Source organism: Massilia sp. METH4, assembly GCF_037094685.1.
Taxonomy (GTDB): domain Bacteria; phylum Pseudomonadota; class Gammaproteobacteria; order Burkholderiales; family Burkholderiaceae_D; genus Rugamonas.
This window is the reverse complement of the sequence record NZ_CP146614.1, coordinates 141232-165448: the sequence shown is the minus strand read 5'-3', so window position 1 is coordinate 165448 and position 24217 is coordinate 141232. Positions and strand designations below refer to the sequence as shown.

Annotated in this window: 25 protein-coding genes; 16 read left to right on the top strand and 9 right to left on the bottom strand. The window is 66.4% G+C overall.

The window, feature by feature from the left end; genetic code table 11:
• Positions 1 to 215: 215 nt before the first annotated feature.
• Together V6Z91_RS00790 and V6Z91_RS00785 are read right to left on the bottom strand one after the other, a co-directional pair.
• Positions 216 to 638, bottom strand: a complete 423-nt coding sequence (locus V6Z91_RS00790) for a peroxiredoxin (RefSeq protein ID WP_338772135.1) — start codon at positions 636 to 638, stop codon at positions 216 to 218.
• A gap of 202 nt (positions 639 to 840) precedes the next feature.
• Positions 841 to 1215: an Mth938-like domain-containing protein gene (locus tag V6Z91_RS00785; RefSeq protein ID WP_338765319.1), complete on the bottom strand. Its 375-nt coding sequence runs from the start codon at positions 1213 to 1215 to the stop codon at positions 841 to 843.
• A gap of 177 nt (positions 1216 to 1392) precedes the next feature.
• Between V6Z91_RS00785 and V6Z91_RS00780 the strand changes: the two genes are divergently transcribed.
• Together V6Z91_RS00780 and V6Z91_RS00775 are read left to right on the top strand one after the other, a co-directional pair.
• On the top strand, positions 1393 to 2622 hold the full coding sequence (locus V6Z91_RS00780; protein ID WP_338765316.1) for a pyridoxal phosphate-dependent aminotransferase: 1230 nt from the start codon (positions 1393 to 1395) through the stop codon (positions 2620 to 2622).
• A 64-nt stretch (positions 2623 to 2686) separates the two neighbouring features.
• Positions 2687 to 4009: a homoserine dehydrogenase gene (locus V6Z91_RS00775; protein ID WP_338765314.1), complete on the top strand. Its 1323-nt coding sequence runs from the start codon at positions 2687 to 2689 to the stop codon at positions 4007 to 4009.
• A gap of 59 nt (positions 4010 to 4068) precedes the next feature.
• On the opposite strand, the gene V6Z91_RS00770 is transcribed toward V6Z91_RS00775, so the two are convergent.
• From V6Z91_RS00770 to V6Z91_RS00740, 7 genes are all read right to left on the bottom strand, one after another.
• Positions 4069 to 4818: a PEP-CTERM sorting domain-containing protein gene (locus V6Z91_RS00770; RefSeq protein ID WP_338765311.1), complete on the bottom strand. Its 750-nt coding sequence runs from the start codon at positions 4816 to 4818 to the stop codon at positions 4069 to 4071.
• Between the two features lie 71 nt (positions 4819 to 4889).
• Entirely contained in the window at positions 4890 to 5693 is an 804-nt protein-coding gene (locus V6Z91_RS00765) for a PEP-CTERM sorting domain-containing protein (RefSeq protein ID WP_338765309.1), read from the bottom strand.
• Between the two features lie 90 nt (positions 5694 to 5783).
• Positions 5784 to 6572, bottom strand: coding sequence for a PEP-CTERM sorting domain-containing protein (locus V6Z91_RS00760; RefSeq protein WP_338765307.1), 789 nt, complete (start codon positions 6570 to 6572; stop codon positions 5784 to 5786).
• Positions 6573 to 6964: 392 nt separating this feature from the next.
• Positions 6965 to 7282: a BON domain-containing protein gene (locus V6Z91_RS00755; RefSeq protein WP_338765304.1), complete on the bottom strand. Its 318-nt coding sequence runs from the start codon at positions 7280 to 7282 to the stop codon at positions 6965 to 6967.
• Positions 7283 to 7505: 223 nt separating this feature from the next.
• Positions 7506 to 8894 (bottom strand): sigma 54-interacting transcriptional regulator, encoded by a 1389-nt coding sequence (locus tag V6Z91_RS00750; RefSeq protein ID WP_338772133.1) that lies wholly within the window; start codon positions 8892 to 8894, stop codon positions 7506 to 7508.
• Positions 8894 to 9490: a hypothetical protein gene (locus V6Z91_RS00745; protein ID WP_338765301.1), complete on the bottom strand. Its 597-nt coding sequence runs from the start codon at positions 9488 to 9490 to the stop codon at positions 8894 to 8896. The genes V6Z91_RS00750 and V6Z91_RS00745 overlap by 1 nt, the downstream gene beginning before the upstream one ends.
• Before the next feature lie 7 nt (positions 9491 to 9497).
• A complete protein-coding gene (locus tag V6Z91_RS00740) occupies positions 9498 to 10919 on the bottom strand; it encodes a HAMP domain-containing sensor histidine kinase (protein ID WP_338765298.1) in 1422 nt (473 codons plus the stop codon).
• A 435-nt stretch (positions 10920 to 11354) separates the two neighbouring features.
• Between V6Z91_RS00740 and V6Z91_RS00735 the strand changes: the two genes are divergently transcribed.
• Genes V6Z91_RS00735 through V6Z91_RS00670 form a run of 14 tightly spaced genes read left to right on the top strand, consistent with a single transcriptional unit; the run spans position 11355 to position 24210 of the window.
• Positions 11355 to 12089: a beta-ketoacyl synthase chain length factor gene (locus tag V6Z91_RS00735; RefSeq protein ID WP_338765295.1), complete on the top strand. Its 735-nt coding sequence runs from the start codon at positions 11355 to 11357 to the stop codon at positions 12087 to 12089.
• Positions 12082 to 12870, top strand: a complete 789-nt coding sequence (locus V6Z91_RS00730; RefSeq protein ID WP_338765292.1) for a lysophospholipid acyltransferase family protein — start codon at positions 12082 to 12084, stop codon at positions 12868 to 12870. Before V6Z91_RS00735 ends, V6Z91_RS00730 begins: the two co-directional genes overlap by 8 nt.
• Positions 12863 to 13117, top strand: coding sequence for a phosphopantetheine-binding protein (locus V6Z91_RS00725; RefSeq protein WP_338765289.1), 255 nt, complete (start codon positions 12863 to 12865; stop codon positions 13115 to 13117). Before V6Z91_RS00730 ends, V6Z91_RS00725 begins: the two co-directional genes overlap by 8 nt.
• 28 nt (positions 13118 to 13145) lie before the next feature.
• Positions 13146 to 13397 carry an acyl carrier protein gene (locus tag V6Z91_RS00720; protein WP_338772132.1) on the top strand — a complete coding sequence of 84 codons (252 nt, stop codon included), beginning with the start codon at positions 13146 to 13148 and terminating at the stop codon, positions 13395 to 13397.
• A 4-nt stretch (positions 13398 to 13401) separates the two neighbouring features.
• Complete coding sequence (locus V6Z91_RS00715) at positions 13402 to 13962, top strand: hypothetical protein (RefSeq protein WP_338765286.1); 561 nt, start codon at positions 13402 to 13404, stop codon at positions 13960 to 13962.
• A gap of 6 nt (positions 13963 to 13968) precedes the next feature.
• Positions 13969 to 15702 carry an AMP-binding protein gene (locus V6Z91_RS00710; RefSeq protein WP_338765283.1) on the top strand — a complete coding sequence of 578 codons (1734 nt, stop codon included), beginning with the start codon at positions 13969 to 13971 and terminating at the stop codon, positions 15700 to 15702.
• Positions 15695 to 16438, top strand: a complete 744-nt coding sequence (locus tag V6Z91_RS00705; RefSeq protein ID WP_338765281.1) for a glycosyltransferase family 2 protein — start codon at positions 15695 to 15697, stop codon at positions 16436 to 16438. Before V6Z91_RS00710 ends, V6Z91_RS00705 begins: the two co-directional genes overlap by 8 nt.
• Positions 16435 to 17469 carry an acyltransferase gene (locus V6Z91_RS00700; RefSeq protein WP_338765279.1) on the top strand — a complete coding sequence of 345 codons (1035 nt, stop codon included), beginning with the start codon at positions 16435 to 16437 and terminating at the stop codon, positions 17467 to 17469. The genes V6Z91_RS00705 and V6Z91_RS00700 overlap by 4 nt, the downstream gene beginning before the upstream one ends.
• Positions 17456 to 19006, top strand: a complete 1551-nt coding sequence (locus V6Z91_RS00695) for an aromatic amino acid ammonia-lyase (RefSeq protein WP_338765276.1) — start codon at positions 17456 to 17458, stop codon at positions 19004 to 19006. The genes V6Z91_RS00700 and V6Z91_RS00695 overlap by 14 nt, the downstream gene beginning before the upstream one ends.
• On the top strand, positions 18999 to 19448 hold the full coding sequence (locus tag V6Z91_RS00690; RefSeq protein ID WP_338765274.1) for an acyl-CoA thioesterase: 450 nt from the start codon (positions 18999 to 19001) through the stop codon (positions 19446 to 19448). Before V6Z91_RS00695 ends, V6Z91_RS00690 begins: the two co-directional genes overlap by 8 nt.
• Before the next feature lie 17 nt (positions 19449 to 19465).
• Positions 19466 to 20077 (top strand): outer membrane lipoprotein carrier protein LolA, encoded by a 612-nt coding sequence (locus V6Z91_RS00685; protein ID WP_338772130.1) that lies wholly within the window; start codon positions 19466 to 19468, stop codon positions 20075 to 20077.
• Positions 20077 to 22470, top strand: a complete 2394-nt coding sequence (locus tag V6Z91_RS00680; protein WP_338765272.1) for an MMPL family transporter — start codon at positions 20077 to 20079, stop codon at positions 22468 to 22470. The genes V6Z91_RS00685 and V6Z91_RS00680 overlap by 1 nt, the downstream gene beginning before the upstream one ends.
• The gene (locus V6Z91_RS00675) at positions 22451 to 23692 is read left to right on the top strand and encodes an NAD(P)/FAD-dependent oxidoreductase (protein ID WP_338772128.1); all 1242 of its coding nucleotides are present in this window, start codon (positions 22451 to 22453) and stop codon (positions 23690 to 23692) included. The genes V6Z91_RS00680 and V6Z91_RS00675 overlap by 20 nt, the downstream gene beginning before the upstream one ends.
• Positions 23677 to 24210, top strand: a complete 534-nt coding sequence (locus V6Z91_RS00670; RefSeq protein ID WP_338765270.1) for a DUF3261 domain-containing protein — start codon at positions 23677 to 23679, stop codon at positions 24208 to 24210. The genes V6Z91_RS00675 and V6Z91_RS00670 overlap by 16 nt, the downstream gene beginning before the upstream one ends.
• Positions 24211 to 24217 lie beyond the last annotated feature (7 nt).

Below are 24217 nucleotides of genomic sequence, written 5' to 3'. Positions count from 1 at the left end.
GGGGATGCCAAGAGGGCAGCAGGGTGCCCGGATAGCGAAGTCACCGCGGTGACTACAGTAGGGAGAGGAGAACGCTGTAGACTCAAAAGCTGTAGACTCAAAAGCTCCAGACTCAAAAGCTCCAGACTCGAAAACTCTAGACTCTAAATCTGGCTGCAAGAACATCCGTTTAGGGAAGCCGGATCGCTCGCGCCGCGCCTTGTCGGTGACGACAATTAGCCCCGGCGCGCTACAAATTCCAGCACTTCATCGACGTGACCGGGTACCTTCACGCCACGCCATTCTTTCACCAACCTGCCTTGGGCGTCAATGACAAACGTACTGCGCTCGACCCCCCGTACTTCCTTGCCGTACATCTTCTTCTGCTTCATCACGCCAAACGCCTGGCATACCGCTTCGTCCGGGTCGGAGATCAGCTCGAACGGCAGTCCCAGCTTGGCCTTGAAATTCTCGTGCGAACGCAGCGAATCGCGCGAAACGCCGTAGATTTCCACTCCAGCGGCCTTGAACTGGTCGTGCAGGTCGCGAAACGCCATGTTTTCCGTCGTGCAGCCGGGCGTGTTGTCCTTCGGGTAAAAGAACAGCACGGTCGCCTGTGCCGGGCGGCCGGACAGCGTGAAGGTCTGGCCGCTCGTCATGGCGGCGGAGAAATCGGGCAAGGCCGAATGGGACGATACTTCGGCGGGCAGGGGGGCGGTGGTTTGGTCGGGGCTATCGGCCACGCTTTTTCTCCTGGAAGGCATGTGGTGCGCAACGCCGGATGGGCGGCGATGCAGTATTGATATGGCGGCGCCCCCGCGCTAAATCAAGGGCGGCCGAAGTTGGCTTACTTTTGTTCGCTTACTTTTCGATGATCAGGGCGAGCAGGGCCTTGCGGCCTTCGCCCATCAGGATGTTGTAGGTGCGGCAGGCGGCATTCGTGTCCATGCACTCGACGCCGATCCGCTCCGAGGTCAGCGGCGCCGACAGGCGCGGGTGCACGAAGCGCTGGCGCTCCCCGGTGCCGAGGATCACCACGTCCGGCCGCTCCGCCAGCAACTGCTCGAAGTGCTCCACCTTCAGTTCGGCGAAGCTGGCCACGGGCCAGGGCTGGGGCGCCTTTTCGGGCAACACGACCAGGCTGTGGTCGAAGGGCTGGGCATTGATCTCGACGCCGCCGGCGAAATAACCGGTGACGGTCTGGTATTGCTGGGTATTACTGGAATGAAGCTTCATGGGTTTCGCCGTTCTCGAATGCAGTCTGGTCGCGAAGAGGCTCTATTGTAACGTTTTGCCATCGGCACCGGCCTCTCGCGGTTGCCTAATCGAACTTTATTCGGCAGAATGGGTCATTTTCGCATTGCAGCAATGGTGTGCGCGGGCGCGCCGCACCAGTACTTTCGGGGATAGATTTTGCGACCGATTCAGAAATCGAACAAGCTGGCAGAAGTCTGTTATGAAATCCGTGGTCCGGTGCCGGAAAAGGCCCGGCAGATGGAAGAGGAAGGCCACAAGATCACCAAGCTCAACATCGGCAACCTGGCCGTGTTCGGCTTCGATCCTCCGGACGAGATCGTGCAGGACATGAAGATCCAGCTGCCGAACGCGGCCGGCTACACGGATTCGAAAGGCATGTTCGCGCCGCGCAAGGCGGTGGTGCACTACACGCAGGGCAAGAACATCGCCGGCGTGACGATCGACGACGTCTATCTGGGCAATGGCGCCTCCGAGCTGATCGTGATGTCGATGAACGCGCTGCTCAACAACGGCGACGAAGTGCTGGTGCCCGCGCCCGACTACCCGCTGTGGACGGCCGCCGTGAGCCTGTCCGGCGGCCGCCCCGTGCACTATATCTGCGACGAGCAGCAGGACTGGTACCCGGACATCGACGATATCCGCAAGAAGATCACGCCGAACACGCGCGCGATCGTCGTCATCAACCCGAACAACCCCACCGGCGCGCTGTACCCGGACGAGGTGCTGCTGCAGATCATCGAGCTGGCGCGCCAGCACCAGCTGATCATCTATGCCGACGAAATCTACGACAAGGTGCTGTACGACGGAGCGAAGCACACGTCGATCGCCTCGCTGTGCGAGGACGTGCTGTGCGTGACCTTCAACGGCCTGTCGAAGAATTACCGCGCCTGCGGCTACCGCGCCGGCTGGATGGTCGTCTCGGGCGAGAAGAAACATGCGAAGGATTACATCGAAGGCTTGAACATGCTCGCCTCGATGCGCCTTTGCGCCAATGCACCGGGCCAGTTTGCGATCCAGACTGCGCTCGGCGGCTACCAGAGCATTCACGACCTGGTCGGCCCCGGCGGGCGCCTGCTCAAGCAGCGCGACCTCGCCTACAAACTGCTGACGGAAATCCCCGGCGTCAGCGTGGTGAAACCGAAGGCGGCGCTGTACATGTTCCCCCGCCTCGATCCGAAGATCTACCCGATCGCGGATGACCAGCAATTCGCATACGACCTGCTGGCCGAAACCAAGGTGCTGATCGTCCAGGGCACGGGCTTCAACTGGATCGCGCCGGATCATTTCCGCGTCGTGTTCCTGCCCAACACGGACGACATGACGGAAGCGTTCGGCCGCATCGCGCGCTTCCTCGAAAGCTATCGCCGCAAGCATGGACATGCATAAACAGGGACACGGCTGACCGATCAATCCGGCGCGCGGCCAGCGCGCCAGCAATGAAATGTAGAACATGAACTCGATCAAAATTGGCTTGCTGGGTGTGGGCAATGTCGGAGGCGGTACCTTCGACGTCCTGAAACGTAACCAGGAAGAGATCCGCCGCCGCGCCGGCCGCGGCATCGAAGTGGTGGCCGTCTCGGCCCGCAACCTGGAACGCGCCAGGACGCGTACCCATGGCGAAGTGAAGGTGGTTGCCGATCCGTTCGAGATCGTCGACGATCCGTCCATCGACATCGTCGTCGAACTGATCGGCGGCTATGACATTGCCCGCGAGCTGGTGATGCGCGCGATCGCCAACGGCAAGCACGTGGTCACCGCCAACAAGGCGCTGCTCGCCGTGCACGGCAACGAAATCTTCAAGGCCGCCCAGGAAAAGGGTGTGATGGTGGCATTCGAGGCGGCGGTGGCCGGCGGGATCCCCATCATCAAGGCGCTGCGCGAAGGCTTGACGGCCAACCGCGTGCAGTGGCTGGCCGGCATCATCAACGGCACCACGAACTTCATCCTGTCCGAGATGCGCGACAAGGGCCTGGACTTCGACACGGTGCTGAAGGAAGCGCAGGCGCTGGGCTACGCCGAAGCCGATCCCACCTTCGACATCGAAGGCGTGGACGCGGCGCACAAGGCCACGATTCTCTCGGCCATCGCCTTCGGCATTCCCGTGCAGTTCGCGAAGGCGCACGTGGAAGGCATCACCAAGCTGGAAGCGGTGGACATCAAGTACGCCGAGCAGCTGGGCTACCGCATCAAGCTGCTGGGCATCGCCAAGCGCACCCGCGTGGACGGCAACGAAGGCATCGAATTGCGCGTGCACCCCACGCTGATCCCGGCCAAGCGCCTGATCGCCAACGTGGAGGGCGCGATGAACGCTGTGCTGGTGCAGGGCGACGCCATCGGCGCCACGCTGTACTACGGCAAGGGCGCAGGCGCGGAACCGACCGCCTCGGCCGTGATCGCCGACCTGGTCGACATCACCCGCCTGGCCACGGCCGACCCGGAGCACCGCGTGCCGCACCTGGCGTTCCAGCCGGACGAGCTGGCCGATATCGCCATCGTGCCGATGGCCGAGATCACCACCAGCTACTACCTGCGCATGCGCGTGGCCGACCAGCCGGGCGTGCTGGCGGACCTGACCCGCATCCTGGCCGACAGCGAAATCTCCATCGACGCGATGATGCAGAAGGAGCCGGCGGAAGGGGAGACCCAGGCCGACATCATCATGCTCACGCACCAGACGCAGGAAAAGAAGGTGCTGGCCGCCATCGCCCGCATGGAAGGCCTGCCGACCGTGCTGGGCAGCGTGACCAAGATCCGCCTGGAAAACCTGAGCTGACGCGGCCGGGCGCCGGCGATGAAGGACGGCCGAGGCCGTCCTTTTTTTCGTCCCTTTGCCTACCTGTGGGCGGCCGCCCCGTTGCGGCGGCGTGCGCAGGTGCCGATGGTCAACAGGCCGGCACCCAGCATCAGCCAGGTGGTGGGTTCGGGCACCTGGCTGACCGAGCCGACTACCCGCGTGTTGGCAGTGAGCGTGAGGTATACAGATTGTGCGGTCGTGTTGGCGAAGGCCATGACGAAGGTATCGCTGGACTCGAATACGCTTCGGCTGATCAGGTTGTAGTAATTCGATTCGAACGTCCAATGGTCCAGCTTGATGTCGATCAGCGAAGACACGAGGAACGGACCGTCGCCGACCGCGGTGGCGGACTGGAACACGTCGCCCGTAATGACGATCCTCGAATTGGCATCGAGCCTGATGAACGACTCGTGCTGCGACAACGCCGTGGCGATGCCATCGAGATTGTCCTGCAGATGGATGGACAGCTCGCTCTCGCCCGGTACGCCGGTCCAGCCTGCCGCCACCTCCGAGCCTTTGCGATCCACGCTGATCACGCCATCGAGCCGCTCGCCCGTGTCCGTGAAATGCAGCTGCCCCGTGCTGTGCGTGATGTCCACCTCGCGCCGGTAATCCGTGTAGGTGGTGAAGCCGGCGGCAATGCCGTCGTCCGGCGTCAGGTCGATGACCTGATAGCTCAGCCCGACGCGGGTCGTAATATCCAGTTCCGATGGCTGGGGCCCGGCGGCGGACGCGGCGCCGGGAATCAGGAATGCGGCAAGGGCCGCAAGGCAAAGCAAACGTTGCATGAATGTCTCCTGGAGCGGCCGCACGGCAGCCGCGATCGATGAGGGAAATGAGCCACCGGGGCGCTGGCCGGTCAGGCGCGGTCCATGGTTGTCTTGCGCCGGCGCGCGTGCAGGGCGAGCAGGGACAGGCCCGCACCCAGCATCAGGTAAGCGCCCGGCTCGGGAACGGCACTGACCGCGCCGGCGGCGGGTGCCCGCGCGGCACCATACACCTTGAAGCGGAGGGACAGCTCGCGAGCGCTGTCGCTATCGTTGAGATATGTCAGGTTGAACGGGTCGGCGATATCGTAAGCGGCACTGGTCACATCTTCGCCGCTGAATTGCTTGTTGTATCGGATCTCGTTGAACGGGTCGAGCGGGTCGTACAGCGACATATTGATATACGACGAATAATTCGATGGCCAGGGCGCCGCGGCCGCCGGCGCGCTGGCGAACTGCGAGGCGAGGCCGGTGAAGGCGAACCCCGTGTTGGCCGACAGGATGAGCTTCACGGAGTAGGTGACTTCGCCCTCGAGGTAGGTTGCCGGACTGTCGCTGTGCACCGATACGGCGATCTCGGCCGGGAGCCCGAGCCAGCTCGCATGCACCGCGGCGTCGCCGCGCTCGAGCCCGACGGTTCCGGCCTCGGTCAGGTTCTCGTGCGCGGTGCCGATCAGGTTCTGTCGAAAACCGCGCTCGCTCGTGAAGCGCGTGTATGCGTATGCCTGGCCGGGATCGATCGTATAGCCCGGCGCAACGCCGTCCATCGTGTTCAAGTCGAACGTGAACATTTGAACGTTGGAAATATTGACGTTCGTGACGCCACTGGGGGCGGCTGCGGCCATGCCTGCCAGCATCAGGCCGGCGAGCAGCGTGGGGTAGGTTGCATTTCTCAAGGCGACTCCTTCCAAACGGCTATATTGGACAATGAATGCAGCGGAAAACAGCGGACGGCGCGCGCCGGCTGCCGTGCTGCCAAAGTGGGGTTATCGTTCCCGCAGTGGCGCGTGCCGGATGTGGCGCAGCCGCCAGCCGACCGCCAGCAGGCCGGACGCGAGCATCCACCAGGTCGACGGCTCGGGCACGCCAGGCAGTGGCTGGCTCAGGTACCCATACGCAGACAAGCGGTAACTGAGCGTGACGTTGCGTACGGTGTCGGTGGCGTTCGTGAAGCCTATGCTGAACGGAATGCTCATGTCGAAGTCCGGGTATGCCGGAGACGAGCTGAAGAATCTCGAAATGGTGGATGCGCCGTCATGCGGATCGATCCGCAGCGCAAGGCTCGACTGGAACGAGCCGCCCTGCCGCGTGCCATAGCCGTCACCGGTCAGCAGCGACAGGCCGCTGAAGACAAACGCGGTGTGCGGCGCGATGGCGATCGCGACAGTCTGGCGCCCATCGGCGTACATTTCGACGGTCGTGCCGGCCGGTCCGGCGGCCGCCTCGACCGAAAAATCGCCGGGGCCGCCCCAGCTTGCCCCCATATGGATGTGTGCGCCATCCAAGGCGAATGTTCCGGGCGCGTCGAAGGTTCCCCAGTCCGAGTCGCGCACGCCCGCGGCGCTGTACAAAAACGAGACGGAATTGCTGACGGCACCGATCGTATATCCCGCCGCCATGCCATCGGCTGGCGTCAGGTCATAGACGTGCATGCGAACGTTGCCGAGACTTGAACCGTAACGTATCAAGGCCGGCTCGGCCAGCGGCTCGGCTGCGTGCGCAGCGCTCGCGAAAACCGGTCCGCACAACAGGACAGCAGCGATCTTGTTCTTCATTGTCCCCCCAAGGCACGGTGCTGCCGCAAGCACCGTCGGTTTGCTTGGCTGCCACGGCGGCAGGAAGTGTCGCAGTTGCTATTAAAACGATAGCAAAATGACATCATTCCCAACCATTCTACGCCCTGAAAAGCGCTTCTCGACAAGGTTTTGTGTGCCGCTGGCGGCCGAGTGCGCGCTTACAACACGGCGGGGTGGTGGCGCGGTGCGTGAGGGAAAGTGGTGCGAACGTTTGCAAGAAAAAAAAAGCGGGCAACACTTGCGTGCGCCCGCTGGAAGGGGAGGTACTTCTGCTACTCTCAGATGCTACTTACTACCGTACTACTACTACTTCCAACCGGCCCCTGCTCCGGGGCCGGCAAAAACCGGAATTCGGGGAATGCTCTCCTGGGTTACTTGGACGCGACGGTCAGTTCGCTCTTCACTTCCTTCACGCCTTCCACGGCGGAGGCAGCCTGGATAGCCTTGGTGCCCTCGTCGGTGGTCGGCACGGAGCCGGTCAGCGTAACGATGCCTTGATTAGCGGAAACACCGATCTGTTTCTGGTCGGCCAGGGCGGCCTTGACCTTCGCGGTCAGCGCGCTGTCGCCGGCGGCGGCAGCTGCGCCTGCCATGGCGGCATCCTGTTGCGGTTCGGCGGCGAAAGCGGCGGAACCGAAGGACAGGGAAGCTGCTGCCAGCACGGATGCGATCAGTTTGGTGTTCGTCATGGTATGAATCTCCATCGTAGTTTAAGGAACGCCGTGTGACGTTGCGCTACTACTTGCAAGCCCCGTGCCAGCTCAAATAAACCGAGTGAAATCAAGGGGTTGGAGATTCTACCGTAGGAATGTTTCCGAGGGGAATTGAAATCGGTGCGATGCGGGACCGGTTTTGTCGTGACACGGCGACAGGTTCCGGTCCAGCTAAGCCAACTATTTGATTATTAACAACTTATTCTTGTCGCTCCTCGGCGACAGTGCCCCCTTCGCGGAATTGCGCGGCGTTCAGGTCATACTTCGATAGCAAGCGGTAGAACTCGGTGCGGTTGCGCTCGGCCAGCCGCGCGGCATCCGAGACGTTGCCGTCGGTGAGCTTGAGCAGTTGCACGAGATAGTTGCGCTCGAAGCGCTGCTTCGCTTCCGTGTAGCTGAGCACCTCCAGCGTCGGCACGCGCAGTGCCCGCTGCACCAGCGTCAACGGTACCAGCGGCGCGGTAGCGAGGGCGCACACGTGTTCGACCACGTTGTACAGCTGCCGCACATTGCCTGGCCAGGCGGCGCGCGTAAGCGCCTCCAGCGCGTCCGGCGCGAAGCCGTTGACGGTCTTGCCGTATTTCGAGGCAAGCATCTGCAGGAAGCGCGTGGCGAGCAGGCCGATATCCTCGCGGCGCTGCGCCAGCGGCGGCAGCGTCAGCGTGATCACGTTCAGCCGGTAATACAGGTCTTCGCGGAACTGCCCCTCGAGCATCGCCGCGTCCAGGTCGCGGTGCGTGGCGGAGAGCACGCGCACGTCGACCGGCCGGCCCACGTCGGAACCGAGCTGGCGTACCACGCGTTCCTGCAGCACGCGCAGCAGCTTCACCTGCAGGAGCAGCGGCATGTCGCCGATCTCGTCGAGGAACAGGGTGCCGCCGTCGGCCGCCTGCACCAGGCCCTCGCGGCTGCTCACGGCGCCCGTGTAGGCACCCTTGACGTGGCCGAACAGCTCCGATTCCAGCAACTGCTCGGGAATCGCGCCGCAATTGACCGCGATGAACGGCGCGCTGGCGCGGCGGCTGGCGCGGTGGATCGCGCGCGCCAGCAATTCCTTGCCGGTACCGCTCTCGCCGCGGATCAACACGCTGGCATCGGAAGCGGCCACCAGCCGCGCCTCCGCCAGCAGTTCGGCCATCGCATGGCTGCGGCTGATGATCTCGGCGCGCCAGGCGTCGTCGCCCTCGGCGCCGGCCGTGGCGGGGGCCGTCAGCGCCAGGGCCTGGCTGATCCGGTCCAGCAGCACCTTCGCGTCGAAGGGTTTCGTCAGGTAGGCGTAGGCCCCCAGCGTGGTGGCCTCGACCGCGTCGGGAATCGTGCCGTGCGCGGTCAGCAGGATCACGGGCAGCGCCGGATATTGGCTGCGGATTTCCTGGAACAGCGCCATGCCGTCGCGGTCCGGCAGCCGGATGTCGCTGATGACGAGCGAGGGCAGTTCGATGGAGAGGCGGGCCAGCGCGGCTTCGGCGCTCCCCACGGCCGTCACGCGGTAGCCGTTGGCCGTCAGCCGCATCGACAGCAGGCGCAGCAGGTCATCGTCGTCGTCGACCAGCAGCAGGTGCGCGGAGCGCGCCATGGTAGTCGTCATCATCGTCCTCCCGGCGCCGCCGCGCCGTTCGCGCCGTTGGCCGGCCGCACCGGCAGGCCCCGTTCGATGGCTTTCAGCGCCTCGACCGTGTCGCTCAATTGTTCCGTTCTCTTGGTCGTGTCCTTCAGCTGCACGGATAGCCGGTCGGCCTGGTCATACAGCCGGCGCGCTTCCGCGCAATGGCTCCCCAGCAGCTGCGCGAAGGCGCGCAAGCCCTGCGAGCCCGGGTCGTTCGAGGCGGCCACGCCGTCGAACAGGCCCTGGGCGCGCGCCAGGTCGCCGCCGCCGCGCGTGAGCATCAGGATCATGCCGGTCTGCAGCGTCACTTTCGGCGTGCGCTGCTGCTGCAGCAAGCCGGAAAGCTCCTTCAGCAGTTCGCCCTGCGTCATCCTGCGCAGCGACTGATGGTAGACCAGCAGCGGCATCACCTCGTCGGGCAGCGCCACCGGCTCCACCTTGATGGGCATTGGCTTGACGGGCGGCGGGGCGCCGTAGTGCGCCAGCACGCTGGGCTGCGAGCCGCAGGCCGACAGCAGCAGGAGCAGCGGCACGAGCAGGGACAACGCAAGCAGGCGATACAGCGTTGGACTCGTCATTCTTGGATCATTTTTCATAAGGCAGTTCGAGACGGAAATGGGCCCCCGGCGAGGAGGGCAGGAGTTGCAGCGTGCCGCCATGGGCAATCACGTATTCGCGCACGATCGAGAGGCCGATGCCGTTGCCGCGCCGTGCGCCGGGCGGCTGGCGTTCACCCTGGTAAAACGGTTCGAAGACCCGCTGGGCATCGGCCGGGGCCACGCCGGGACCCTGGTCGATGCAATCGAGGCGCAGCATGCCATTCTCGCGGGCGATGATGAACCGCACCGTGCCACCCTCGGGCGAGAAGCGCACGGCGTTCGACAGCAGATTGCTGGCGACGATGGAAAGCTTGGCGGCATCCACCGCGATCTCGGGCGCGCCGCCTTCGACCATCACGATCAGGCTGCGTGCCTGGTACTGCAGGCGCTGGCTGTCGACGACCCGGCGCACGAGGGCGGCCATGTCGACTGGCTCGCGCAGCAGGTGCTGCGCATCGAAACTGGCGGCATTGTAACGCAGCAGATCCTCGATCTGGTTTTGCAACGACGCCGTATTCTGCCGCAGGATCGTGGTGATTTCGTGCTGCTTCGGGCCGAGCGGGCCGGCCACTTCGTCTTCCAGCAGGGCCACGCCCTCGACCAGCGCGGCCAGCGGCGTTTTCAGCTCGTGCGAGATATGGCGCAGGAAACGCGCCTTGTCCGCTTCCAGGTCGGCCAGCCGCTGGCGCAGCCAGTCCAGGTGGCGGCCCAGCCGCCGCAGGTCGGCCGGCCCCGTCACCTCGATCGGTACGTCGTAGCGGTTGCCGCCCAGCTGGCCGATCGCGCTCTCGATCTGGCGCAAGGGCCGCGCCAGCCAGACACCGAACGCGATGGACAGCAGGGCAGCCAGCGCGATCGCCAGCGCCAGCTGGCCGCGCAGCACGTTGCGGCGCGTTTCGAGCTCCTCGGTGATCGCGGCATTGCGGCGATCCACCTCGGCCTGCACATGGTGGGCGAGCTCGCTGTTGATGGCGGGCAGCTGCGCCAGCGCGGCGTCAAGCCGCAGTTGCGCGGCGCCGTGGTGGCTGGCAGGCATGTCCAGTGCCGCGCGCGCCGCCTCGCCGTTGCGGCGCCAGTCCGCGAAGGCCGGCGGCGCCTCCCCCGGCAGTTGGGCGGCGATCGCGTCCAGCGCCGCCAGCGCATCGCGCCATGCTTCGCCGAAGCGCTCCAGGAAGGCCGGATCGTCCAGCACGAGGAACTGGCGGGCGCTGCGCTCCATCGCCACGCTGCGCTCGGCGACCCGCTGCGCATTTGCTGTCAACGCGATCGCATCGTTGCCCGTTTCACGGCTGTGCTCGGCAAGCCGGTTCAGCGTCAGGAGCGCGAGCACCGAAGCGGCGCTCAGCAGGGCGGCAATCAACAGGAAGGCCAGTAACGACAGCACGCGGAAGGAAAGCTTGATGGGCATGGATGGTAAGGCGTGTCCGTGATGAGAGTTAACCAAGGAATAATAGTTGAATTCGCCGCCGCGTTGTTGCCTTATTGATCAGCAAGCTGGTGGTGGACCGCCGTGCAATTAGCTGTCGTACCAAGTTAATAATCGAATATCGGCTTTTCATCGCGGTCGCGAATAATAGCGTGACATTTGGTGAGAATTCACCGCGGTGTGTGGCATCGTTACAAAAAAATGGACCCTTCGTGACAATTCATCGAACTTTGGCGCGGCTTGTGGCGGTAGACTCCCTTCCGTTCGCCAGGCGGCGCGACTGACCCAAAAGCAACGCCGGGAGTCGAATTTTTGTGATTTACGGCATCACTCGCTTATAATTTCCATTGATTACCTGCCACAGATTCGCTCGCAGTGGCGCACGAATGAGTTTCACCACCGCGACGGGGATAGTTAATGCACAGGCGTGTCAGTTTTTCCATTCTCGGGCATGCGGCCTGGGCACCCGGCCTGGCATCGACCGACGATTGGGCCGCCTGGGCGGCCGCACCCCGGACCATCCCCGCAGAAGGCGAACCGGGTGTCCGCGCCATGCCGCCGATGTTGCGGCGGCGCCTCGGCCAGCTCGGCAAGATGGCGCTCGAGGTCGCCTATGGCGCGCTCGACGGCCGTACCGGCGTTCCCACCGTGTTCTGTTCGCGCCATGGCGAAACGCCGCGCGCGATCGCGCTGCTGGAAGACATGGCGACCGGCACGCCGCTGTCGCCGACCGCGTTCGGCATGTCGGTGCATAACGCGAACGCCGGCCTGTTTTCCATCGCGCGCGGCGACCGGGCCAACCACATCGCGCTGGCGGCCGGCACCGCCACGCTGGAGCATGCGGTGATCGAGGCTTGCGGCTTGCTGGCGGACGGCGAACCGGCGGTGCTGCTGGTGGCGGCGGACTGCCCGTTGCCGCCGACTTTCGCCCCGTTCGCCGACCGCGCGGAACAGCCGCACGCGTTTGCCTGGCTGATGGCCGCCGATGGCGGAACGGAGCGCCTGTCGCTGGGCTGGCAGGCCGCGGACGAAGGCGAGGACCACGGCGGCCTGCCCGGCACGCTGGACGTGCTGCGGTTTTACGCCGCCGGCGCCGCGCAGCTGGAACGCGTGGCGGGCCGCCAGCGCTGGCGCTGGAGCCGCGATGGTTGAAAGGCTGGGGCGGTACTGGCGCGTTGGCGCCACCGGCCTGTCTTTCGCGTTGTTCGGTGTCGGCGGCCTGGTGCTGCGGCTGGTGGTGTTCCCGCTGCTGCACGTGATGGTGTGGCGGCGCGAGCGGCGCGTGGCGGCGGCGCGCTCGATCATCCGCCTGGCGTTTCGCGCCTATGTGGACGTGATGCGCGCCCTGGGCGTGCTGCGCTACGAAGTGCGGGGGCTGGAAAAGCTGGACCGTCAGGGGCTCTTGATCCTGGCGAACCATCCGACCCTGATCGACACGGTGTTCCTGATGGCCTTCGTGCGCAATGCCGATTGCATCGTCAAGGGCGCGCTGTGGAACAACCCGTTTACGCGGGGGCCCGTGCGGGCGGCAGGTTACATCAGCAATGAAGGTGGAAAAAACGGCAGCGATGCCGACGCCCTGGTGAAGGATTGCATCGCCTCACTGGAGGGCGGCAACAACCTGATCGTGTTCCCGGAAGGGACGCGTACCCCGGCCAGCGGCGTGATCAGCCTGAAGCGGGGTGCCGCTAATGTCGCGGTGCGCGGCGCGCGCCCGATCACGCCGGTGGTGATCCGCTGCGATCCGCCCACGCTCGGCAAGGGTGAAAAGTGGTGGCGGGTACCGCCGCGCCGCGTGCGCTTCTCGCTCCACGTGCAGGACGACGTGGCCGTGGAGCCGTTTTTGCAGGACACGAGCGACGTGCTGGCAGCGCGCCGCTTGACGGAGTTTTTACAAGATTATTTTACGGGGAAGTACCAAGGCCATGCTTGAACAGGAAGTGAAGGAACTGATCATCGACGTGCTCCAGCTGGAGGACATCAGCCCGAAGGAGATCGACACGGACGCGCCGCTGTTCGTGGACGGGCTGGGGCTCGATTCGATCGACGCGCTGGAACTGGGCGTGGCCCTGCAGAAGAAGTACGGCATCTCGCTGTCGGCCGACTCGGAAGAAACGCGCCGCCATTTCGCCTCGGTGCGTGCATTGGCGGCCATGATCGAAGCCCATCGCAAGGCGTGAGGAGAGCAACATGATTGATTTGAACGCAATGAGCAGCGACGAACTGCAGGCCTGGGTGATCGACCTGCTGGCCGAGATGTTCGAACTGGACAAGGCCGACCTGTCCGCCGAGTCGAACCTGTACGAAGACCTGGACATCGACAGCATCGACGCCGTCGACCTGGCCGTGAAGCTGAAACAGCTGACGGGCAAGCGCCTGCAGCCCGAAGTGTTCAAGACGATCCGCACGATCGGCGACGTGGTCGACGCGCTGGCCGGCATGACGGAGCCGGTGGCCTGATCGGATGCTGGGCAATGTCGTGGCCGCGGCCATCACGGTGCTGTACCCGCTCGCGATCTGGCTGGGGCACGGCCGTTTCGAGCCGCGCTGGCTCGCGCTGCTGCTGCTCGTTGCCGCCGCGGCCCGGCTGCCGGCCCTGAAGATTTCGGCCGGGGCGCGCTGGTCGGCCGGCGGCGCCCTGGTGCTGGTGGCGTGCGCGGCGTGGAGCAATGTGCTGCTGCCGCTGAAACTGTACCCGGTGCTGGTGAATCTGGCGCTGCTGGCGGCCTTCGGCGCCAGCCTCGCCACGCCCGTTTCCGCGATCGAGCGCATGGCGCGCCTGTCCGGACAGGCGCAGTCATCGTCCGGATTTCCGGCCATCGCCAGCGCCTACATGCGCACCGTCACGCAGGTGTGGTGCGGCTTCTTCGTTGTCAACGGCGCGCTGGCGCTCGGAACGGCGCTATGGGCGAGCGAAGCGGTATGGTCGCTGTACACGGGCCTCGTTTCCTACATCCTGATGGGAGTGCTGTTCGGCGGCGAATACCTGGTCCGCCTGCGCTTCAAGCGACTGCATCATATTTGATAATCCATGTCTGATTCGTTGGCCCTCGTTGCCGTGCGCCTTGCCGCGCGGGCGTCCTCCATTCCCGTCGGCGTGCGCGCCGGCGCGGGCGTCGGCACGGCCGCCTTCCTGGCGCGCCTGCACGCATGGCGTGCGCTGCTGGTCAGCCACCCCGGCACCCGCTTCGCGCTCTACATCGAGGACAGCATCGAATTCGCCGCGGCCCTGCTGGGCGCCTGGCAGGCCGGCAAGACAGTCTGGCTGGCGGCCGATACGCTGCCGGCCACCTGTGCCAACCTGCGCGGGCACGTGCACGGCTTCCTCGGCGAATTTCCCGCCCCGCATGAGCCGATGAACCCCTTCGGCGAGGCCGCGGCCGCGCCGCTGGGCGAACTCGATCCCGAAAGCGACGCGCTGGTGGTGTTCACGTCCGGCAGTACCGGCGCGGCCCAGGCGATTCCGAAGAAGCTGCGCCAGCTGGCCAGCGAGGTGGCCACGCTCGAAGTGTTGTTCGGCGCGCGCACGCAAGGCGCCGAAATCATCGCCACCGTCTCCCACCAGCACATCTACGGCCTGCTGTTCAAAGTGCTGTGGCCGCTCGATACGGGACGGCCCATCCACGCGGCCGGCATTGCCTTCCCGGAAGCCCTGGCGCCGGCGCTGGCCGCGCAGCGCAGCGTGCTGGTCGCCAGCCCGGCGCACCTGAAGCGCCTGCCGGCGCACCTGGACTGGCAGGGCGCCCGCGCGCGGCTGGCCGCCGTGTTCTCGTCCGGCGGCCCGCTGCCGGCCGACACGGCGCAAGCCTGCGGCAGCCTGCTCGGCAGCGTGCCGATCGAAGTATTCGGCAGCTCGGAAACGGGCGGCATCGCCTGGCGCCAGCGCGCCGCCTTGCCGGCCGTGGACGATGACGCCTGGACGCCGTTCCCGACCGTGGCCTGGCGCCTGGTCGACGGTTTCCTCGAAGTGCGCTCGCCGCACCTGCCCGACGATGAATGGCTGGCGCTGGCCGACCGCGCCCGCGCGTGGCAGGGCAAGCGCTTCCAGCTGCTGGGCCGCGGCGACCGCATTGCCAAGATCGAGGAAAAGCGCATCTCGCTCGACGCCATGGAAGGGGCCTTGCTGGCCACCGGACTGGCGCTTGAGGCGCGCGTGGTGCTGTGCGAGCCGGAAGGCCACCAGCGCCAGGTGTTGGCCGCCTTCGTGGTGCCCAGCGCCGCCGGGCGTGCCTTGCTCGATGGCGACGGCAAGCTGGCGCTGAACGGCCGCCTGCGGGCCGCGCTGGCCGGCGTGGTCGATGCGGTGGCGCTGCCGCGCCGCTGGCGCTACCTCGACGCCATGCCCGTCAACGCGCAGGGCAAGACCACCGTGGCCGCATTGCTGGCGCTGCTGGCGCCGCCGCCGCGCCTGCCGCGCGTGCGCGAGCTGGAGCGCGGCAACGAGGGCCGCCGCGTGCTGCTGGAGGTCGTCGCTCCCGCCGATCTCGTCTACTTCGATGGCCATTTCACCGAGGCGCCGATCCTGCCCGGCGTGGCGCAGGTGGACTGGGCGATGCGTTACGGCCGCGAGCTGTTCGCGCTGCCGCCCGTGTTCCGTGCCATGCACGCACTGAAGTTCCAGCATGTGATCCAGCCCGGCCTGCCGGTGCAGCTGGAATTGCTGCACGACCCCGCGAAAGGGCAGCTGACGTTCGCCTACCGTTCCGCGGCCGGCCAGCATGCCAGCGGCCGGATCCTGTTCCAGGCGGAGGCCGGCGATGTTTAAGGCCTGCGCCGTCGTCCCCGTCTATAACCACGAAGGCGCCATCGGCGCCGTCGCGCGCCGCCTGCTGGCGCACGGCCTGCATTGCGTGCTCGTCGACGACGGCAGCACGGCCCCGTGCGCGCGCGTGCTCGACGACATCGCCGCCGCGCACCCCGGCCGCGTGACGCTGGTGCGCCTTGCCGTCAACGGCGGCAAGGGTGCCGCCGTGATGGCCGGCATCGCCCGCGCCACGGAGCTTGGCTACAGCCATGTGCTGCAGATCGACGCCGACGGCCAGCACGACACGGCCGACGTGCCGCGCTTCCTGGAGCGGGGCGCGGCGCAGCCGGACGCAGTGATCTGCGGCTGCCCGGTGTACGACGACTCGGTGCCGAAGGCGCGGCTGTATGGCCGCTATGCCACCCACATCTGGGTATGGATCAACACGCTGTCGTTCGACATCAAGGATTCCATGTGCGGTTTCCGCATCTACCCGGTGGGGGCCATCAACGCGCTGGCGGCACGCACGCGGCTGGGCCGCCGCATGAACTTCGATACCGACGTGCTGGTGCGGCTGCACTGGCAGGGCGTGAAGATCGTCAACCAGCCCACGCGCGTGCGCTATCCGGAGGACGGCGTGTCGCACTTCCTCGTCTGGCGCGACAACCTCCTGATCTCCGCCATGCACACGGCGCTGTTCTTTGGCATGCTGCCGCGCATTCCCATGCTGCTGGCCCGGAAGTGGAGGCGCCGATGAGCGGGACACGCACCGCGGCGAACGACACCCGCCGCCACTGGGCCTCGATCGACGAAGTCAGCTTCGTCGCCGGCATGCGCTTCCTGTTCTGGATCTGCCGCCGCTTCGGCCGCTGGCCGTTCCGCATGGCCCTGTATCCCGTGCTGGCGTGGTACCTGGCCACGCAGGGGCGGGCACGGCGCGCCTCGCGCGACTACCTGCGCCGCGTGCGGGCCCACACGGGAAAGCCGGTGCCCGGCGTGCTTGCGCACTTCGCCAGCTTCGGCGAAAACCTGCTGGACAAGCTGCTGCTGTGGGGCGGCCTGTACCGGCTCGACGACGTGAAGTTCCACGGGGCCGACGTGATCGAGCGCTCCATCGCACAGGGCAATGGCGGCGTGCTGATCTGCGCCCACCTGGGCAACGTCGAACTGACGCGCGTGCTGTCGCGCCAGCGCAATGACATCCGCTCCACGGTGCTGGTGCATACCAAGCATGCGCAAGCCTTCAACCGCCTGATGGGCAAGCTCAATCCCGAGAGCCAGACGGATTTGCTGCAGGTGACGGAGATGACGCCGGCCACGGCGATGATGCTGTCCGAGCGCGTGGGCCGCGGCGAATTCGTCGTCATCGCCGGCGACCGCGTGCCAGTGTCCGGCAACGAGCATGTGGCCACCGCCGAATTCATGGGCGAGCCGGCACCGTTCCCGGTCGGCCCCTATCTGCTGGCCGGCATCCTCCAGTGCCCGGTCTACCTGTTGTTCACGGTGCGCGTGGGCGGTGTCACCGAGGTGCACATCGAACATTTCCGCGACGGGGTGCGGCTGCCCCGCAAGAACCGGAAGGAAGCACTCGCGGAACTGGCGCGCGCCTATGCGCGCCGGCTGGAATACCATGCCGCCCGCGCGCCGCTGCAGTGGTTCAATTTCTTCGACTTCTGGCACCTGCCGGAGCCGGGCACGCCGCCAGCGGCACCGCGGGCAGAAACGCAAGTAGAAAAACAAGCAGAAAAACAATCAGACACACAGGACGACTACGATGCAACTCGCTGACATTCAATCCGCGCGCCGCGCGGTCCGCTTCGACCGCGATCGCCTGACGATCGAGGACATCGTCGACATCGCGCAGGGCCGCGCCAGCGCCGAGCTGTCGCCGGACCCGGCGTTCCGCGCCGCGATCGCGCGCGGCGCGGACTTCCTCGACCGCCTGCTGCGCGAGGATGGCACCGTGTACGGCGTGACGACCGGCTACGGCGATTCCTGCACCGTGACCGTGCCGCCCGAGCTGGTGCCGGAACTGCCGCATCACCTGTACACGTACCACGGCTGCGGCCTCGGCCAGCATTTCGACCCGGCGCAGACGCGTGCGATCCTGGGCGCGCGCCTGGCTTCGCTGGCCAAGGGCTATTCGGGCGTGTCGGTCGATCTGCTGCTGCAGATTACCCGCCTGCTCGACGCCGGCCTGCTGCCGCTGATCCCTTCCGAGGGCTCGGTGGGCGCCTCGGGCGACCTGACGCCCCTGTCCTACCTGGCGGCCGTGATGTGCGGCGAGCGCGAGGTGTGGCGCAACGGCGACATCGTCGACGCGGCGGTGGCGCTGCGCGAAGCGGGCATCACGCCGCTCAAGCTGCGCCCGAAGGAAGGCCTGGCGATCATGAACGGCACCGCCGTGATGACGGCGCTGGCCTGCCTGGCCTACGACCGCGCCGAATACCTGGTGAAGCTGGCCACCCGCATCACGGCGCTCGCTTCCTACACGCTGGACGGCAATGCCCATCACTTCGACGAGGTGCTGTTCTCGGTGAAGCCCCATCCGGGCATGGGGCGCGTGGCCGCCATGCTGCGCGAGGACTTGCCCACCACCGTCTGGGAGCGCAACGGCAAGCGGCTGCAGGACCGCTACTCGATCCGCTGCGCGCCGCACGTGATCGGCGTGCTGGCCGATGCGATGCCGCTGTTCCGCGCCAATATCGAAAATGAGCTCAACAGCGCCAACGACAACCCGCTGATCGATGGCGACAACGAACGCGTGCTGCACGGCGGCCATTTCTACGGCGGCCACGTGGCGTTCGCCATGGATGGCATGAAGAACGCGCTGGCCAATGTGGCGGACCTGCTGGACCGCCAGATGGCGCTCCTGGTCGATGCCCGCTACAACAACGGCCTGCCGGCGAACCTGTCCGGCAGCCGCGGCCCGCGCGCGCCCATCAACCACGGCCTGAAGGCCCTGCAGATCAGCGCTTCCGCCTGGACGGCCGAGGCGTTGAAACTGACGATGCCGGCTTCCGTGTTCTCCCGCTCGACCGAATGCCATAACCAGGACAAGGTGAGCATGGGCACCATCGCCGCGCGTGACTGCCTGCGCGTGCTGGAATTGACGGAACAGGTCGTGGCGGCGCTGCTGATCACCGTGCGCCAGGGCGCCTGGCTGCGCGGCCTGGCAAGCCCGGACCTGGCGTTGCAGCCGCACCTGGCGGCGATGATCGAGGCGCTGGACATCGCGCCGATCGATGAAGACCGCCGGCTCGACGGCGAGCTGCGCTCGCTGGTGAACCGTATCCGCGGCAAGGCCTGGGAACTGTATGCGTAACGGTGTACAAAGGGGAGCACGAGCGCGCGAGGAAAGCCGCTGGTTCGCCGAGGTCGACATGGAAGTCCAGTTCTTCGACCTGGACCCGATGGAGATCGTCTGGCACGGCAACTATGTGAAGTACCTCGAAGTGGTGCGCTGCGCGCTGCTCGACAAGATCGGCTACAACTACCCGCAGATGAAGGAATCGGGCTATGCCTGGCCGGTGGTCGACATGCACCTGCGCTACGTGGCGCCGGCCACGTTCGGCCAGAAGATCCGGCTGCGCGCCGACATCGTGGAGTGGGAGAACTGCCTGAAGATCGATTACCTGATCACGGATGCGGCATCGGGCAAGCGCCTGAACCGGGCCACCACGACGATGGTGGCGGTGAACATGGCCACGCAGGAAATGTGCTACGTGTCGCCGCCCGTGCTGATGAAGAAACTGGGACTGGCATGAAGGAATCCGGCATGACGATGAAACTGAGGAAGAAACTGACGATGACGCTGGCGCTGGCCGTTGCCGCCGCGGGCGCGCAGGCCGCCGTGCCGGTCGCGAAGATCCAGGCGATGCTGGCCAAGCCGAAGGTGATGTGCGGCCGCTTCGACCAGAGCAAGACGCTGGCCGGCATGAAGAAGCCGCTGGCCGCGAACGGCCGCTTCTGCGTGGTGCAGGAGAAGGGCGTACTGTGGCGGACGCTGGCGCCGTTCCCGAACACGCTGCGCCTGACCAAGGGCGAGATCGTCCACTACCAGGGCGACCGCGTGGCGATGCGGCTCGATGCAAAGACGGAGCCGACGGTGCGCATGATCAACCAGGTGCTGTTCTCGCTGCTGGCCGGCGACCTCGCGCAGCTGGAGCAATTGTTCAAGGTCGACGGCACCGTGGGGGCGGACAGCTGGAACGTGACGCTGGAAGCGCGCGAGCCGGCGCTGGCCAAGGCAATCGGCACCATCAAGCTCGATGGCGGCGCCTACGTGAACAATATCGTTATCAGCGAGGCCTCGGGTGACCGCACCAGCATCGTGTTCTCGAAGATCGAGTCGGGCGACAGGGCATTGAGCCCCGAAGAGGCGGCGCTGTTCTGATGATGAACAAGGGACGCTCGCTGGCGCTGCTCTGGCTCGTGGCCGTTGCCCTGCTGCTGGGGCATAACGGCTACCTGTGGCTGGTGAAGCGCATCGTGCCGGATACGGACATCATGGCCCTCCTGCCCGTGCAGGAGCGCGATCCGATCCTGCAGCGCTCGTTCGCCCACATGGTGGATGCGGCGCAGCAGCGCGTGATCGTGCTGGTGGGCGCCGCCGAATGGGACGACGCGAAGCGTGCCGCCGACGCTTACTCGGCCGTGCTGGCGCAGCGTCCCGACCTGTTCGACACCGCCAACGCCTCCGACTCCGTGCAGGCCGAATGGCTGTCGCTGTTCCAGCGCCACCGGCTGGTGCTGATGACGCCCGGCCAGCAGGAGCAGTTGCAGAAGGAAGGCGCCGCCTTCTGGACGCAGGCGGCGCTGGCCAAGCTGTATGCGCCGTTCGGTGGCCCCAAGCTGAGCGCCTGGCAGGATGACCCGTTCGGCCTGTTCTCCGGCTGGGTGCAGGAGCGCGCGCAGGAAACGCCCGTGCGGCCGCGCGACGGGCACCTGTTCGTGGCCGACAATGAAAAGCAGTACGTACTGTTGCCGCTGACCCTGAAGGTGCCCGCGCTGTCGATGACGGCCCAGGGCCGGGTGCTGCCGTTGCTGGAGGAAGCCGTGGCCGCCGCCCGCAAGGCCGCGCCGCAGGCCCGCGTGATCCAGGCCGGCGTGATCCTGCACGCGGCCAATGCCGGGTCGCAGGCCAGCCGCGAGATGCACACGATCGGCGTGGGATCGATTGCCGGCATCGTCCTCCTCATCTGGTTCACGTTCCGCACCCTGAAGCCCATCGCACTGATCCTGCTGTCGATCGGTGTCGGCGTGCTGGGCGCGCTGTCGGTCTGCTGGCTGCTGTTCGGACAGATCCACCTGATGACGCTCGTGTTCGGTGCCAGCCTGGTGGGCGTGGCGCAGGACTACGGCATCTACTACCTGTGCAACCGCCTCTCTGCTTTCCCCGTGCTCGATTCGCGCGCGCTGCTGAAAAAGCTGCTGCCGGGCCTGTCGCTGACCCTGCTGGCCGCCGTGATCGGCTACATGGGCCTGGCCTTCACGCCGTTCCCCGGCCTGCGCCAGATGGCCGTGTTCTCCGCACTGGGCCTCGTGTTCGCCTGGCTCACCGTCGTCTTCTGGTTCCCCCAGCTGATCGGACCCCACAGCCTGAAGGGGGGAGCACTGGTGCGGCGCTATGGCGCATTGCTGTACCGCTGGCCGGTGCTGCGCGCCAATGCCGGCACGTGGCTGGCCGTGGCGATGTTCGCCGTTCTGGCCGCCTTCGGCATCGCCCGGCTGGGCGCCAACGACGATATCCGCCTGCTGCAAAACCCGCCGAAGCACCTGGTGGACGACCAGATCAAGCTGGGCAAGCTGCTCGACGCGCCCACGCCGGTGCAATTCTTCCTCGTGCGCGGTGCATCGGCCGAAACGGTGCTGCAGCGTGAAGAGGCGCTGAAGCGGCGGCTCGACAAACTGATCGGAGAGGGCAGGCTGACCGGCTACCAGGCGCTGTCGAACTGGGTGCCGTCGGCCCGCACGCAGGCCGAGCGCCGCGCGCTCGTCGACCTGAAGCTGCTCGGGCCGGGCGGCCCGCTGGCTGCCGTCGCGCAGCAGGCCGGCGAAGACGACGCCTGGGTGCAAGCCACCGCCGCCGCGCTGCGCGCCGCCGGCGCGCCGCTCGACATCGATACCTTCCTGGCGGCGCCCGCCAGCGAACCGTGGCGCCACCTGTGGCTGGGCAAGGAACATGGCGAATTCGCGAGCATTGTCGCACTGCGCGGCCTGTCGATGGCTGACGTGCCGCGGGTGCGGCCGCTGGCCGACGGCCTGGCCGGCGTGCAGTGGGTCGACAAGGTCGAGGAAATCTCCTCGGTGCTGGGCCGCTACCGGGTCAACATGGGCTTCGTCGTGCTGGGTGCCTACGGCGTGGTGTTCGTGCTGCTGCTGCCGCGCTACCGGGGCCGCGCCTGGCGCGTGCTCGCGCCGACCGCGCTGGCCAGCGTCGCCACGCTGGCGATCCTCGGCTACGCGGGTCAGGACCTGCAATTGTTCCACGTGCTGGCGCTGATGCTGTTGCTCGGCGTGGGCGTCGACTACGGCATCTTCATGCAGGAAGGCGCGGAGAAAAGCGATGAAGGGAAGGACACGACACCCTGGCTGGCGGTCGGCCTGTCGGCGGCCAACACGCTGCTGGCGTTCGGCCTGCTCGGCCTGTCGAACACCCCGGCGCTGCGCGCTTTCGGGCTGACGATGTTGCTGGGCACGCTGCTGGTGTGGCTGGCGGTTCCCTGTTTCGCACTAACGATTATCAAAAAAGAGAAAGCACATGCAGATGCAATTGGAATCAGCTGAGATCCTCATCGTCGGCGCCGGCCCGGCCGGCTCCGTGGCCGCCGCGCTGCTGCGCAAGCAGGGCCGCCAGGTGCTCGTGATCGAGCGCGAGGCGTTCCCGCGCTTTTCGATCGGCGAGAGCCTGCTGCCGCAGAGCATGCAGTACCTGGAGGAGGCGGGCATGCTGCGCGCCGTCGTCGAGGCAGGGTTCCAGTACAAGAACGGCGCCGCGTTCATGAAGAACGGCGTGTACACGGACTTCGATTTCCGCGACAAGCATTCGGAAGGCTGGGGCACGACGTACCAGGTGCAGCGCGCCGATTTCGACCACCTGCTGGCGAAGGAAGCCGAGAAGCAGGGCGCCGAGATCCGCTTCCGGCACGAGGTGCTGGACATCGCGCTGGGGCAGCCGGGCGGGCGCTCGCTCGTCACGGTGAAGCGGCCGGACGGCGAACAGTACCAGGTCGACGCGGGCTTCATCCTCGACGCCAGCGGGTTCGGCCGCATCCTGCCGCGCCTGCTGAAGCTGGAGACGCCGTCGAACTTCCCGGTGCGCGGCGCGATCTTCACGCACGTGGCCGATGGGATCGGACCGCGGGCGGGCTTCGACCGCAACAAGATCCGCGTCACCGTGCACCCGAAACATTGCAATGTGTGGTTCTGGACCATCCCGTTCGCCGGCGGCCGCTGCTCGCTGGGCGTCGTCGCCGAAACGGCCTTCCTGGAACAGTACAAGGGCTCGCCGACCGAGCGCCTGCAGATGATCGTGGCCGAGGAACCGTCGCTGGCCGAACTGCTCAAGGACGCCACGTGGGATACGCCGGCGCGCCAGATCGTGGGCTACTCGGCCAACGTCGACAAGCTGTGGGGCGAAGGCTACGCACTGCTGGGCAATGCGGGCGAGTTCCTCGATCCCGTGTTCTCGTCCGGCGTGACGATCGCGGTGCGCTCGGCCAGCCTGGCCGCGGCCGCGCTGAAACGCCAGTTCGCCGGTGAGGCGGTGGACTGGCAGGCGGACTACGGCACCCCGCTGCGCCGCGGCGTCGACACCTTCCGCGCCTTCGTCGAGTCCTGGTACCGGGGCGGTTTCCAGACCATCATCTTCCACGACCGCCAGCAGCCGGAAATCCGGCGCATGATCTCGGCGATCCTGGCCGGCTATGCCTGGGACCTGACCAACCCCTATGTCAAGGAGACGGCACGGCGGCTGGCTGCGCTGGAGGCAACGTGCGAGCTTACGTAATCGCCGCCCTGCTGGCCACGCTGGCCGGTTGCGCCTCGGCGCCGCCTCCGCCGGCCCGGTTGGGCCTGAGGCTGGCGCCGGCCGCGCTGGGCGAGTCGATCAGCGTGCAGCAGCACCTGAAGGTGGAGCGCGAAGGCCGAACCGACGACCTGGACGTGGCCTTGCAGGTCGAGCCGGACGCGGTCGACGTGGTCGGCCTGGCGTTCGGCCAGCGCGTGCTGTCGCTGCACTACGACGGCAAGGACATGAAGGAATGGCGGCACGTGATGCTGCCGCGCCAGGTACGCGCGGAAGACGTGCTGGAAGACATGCAGCTCACGCTGTGGCCGGTGGACGCGGTGGCGCGCGCGCTGCCGCCCGGCTGGCGCATCGCCGAGGAAGGCTTGCGCCGCACGCTGTACCTGGATGAGCAACCGATCATGCGGATCGCCTACAGCGGCAGCCCGCGCTGGAGCGGCACCGTGGTGCTGGAAAACCTGCGCTACAAATACCGGCTGACGATCCAGTTCGCCGAATGACAGAGAT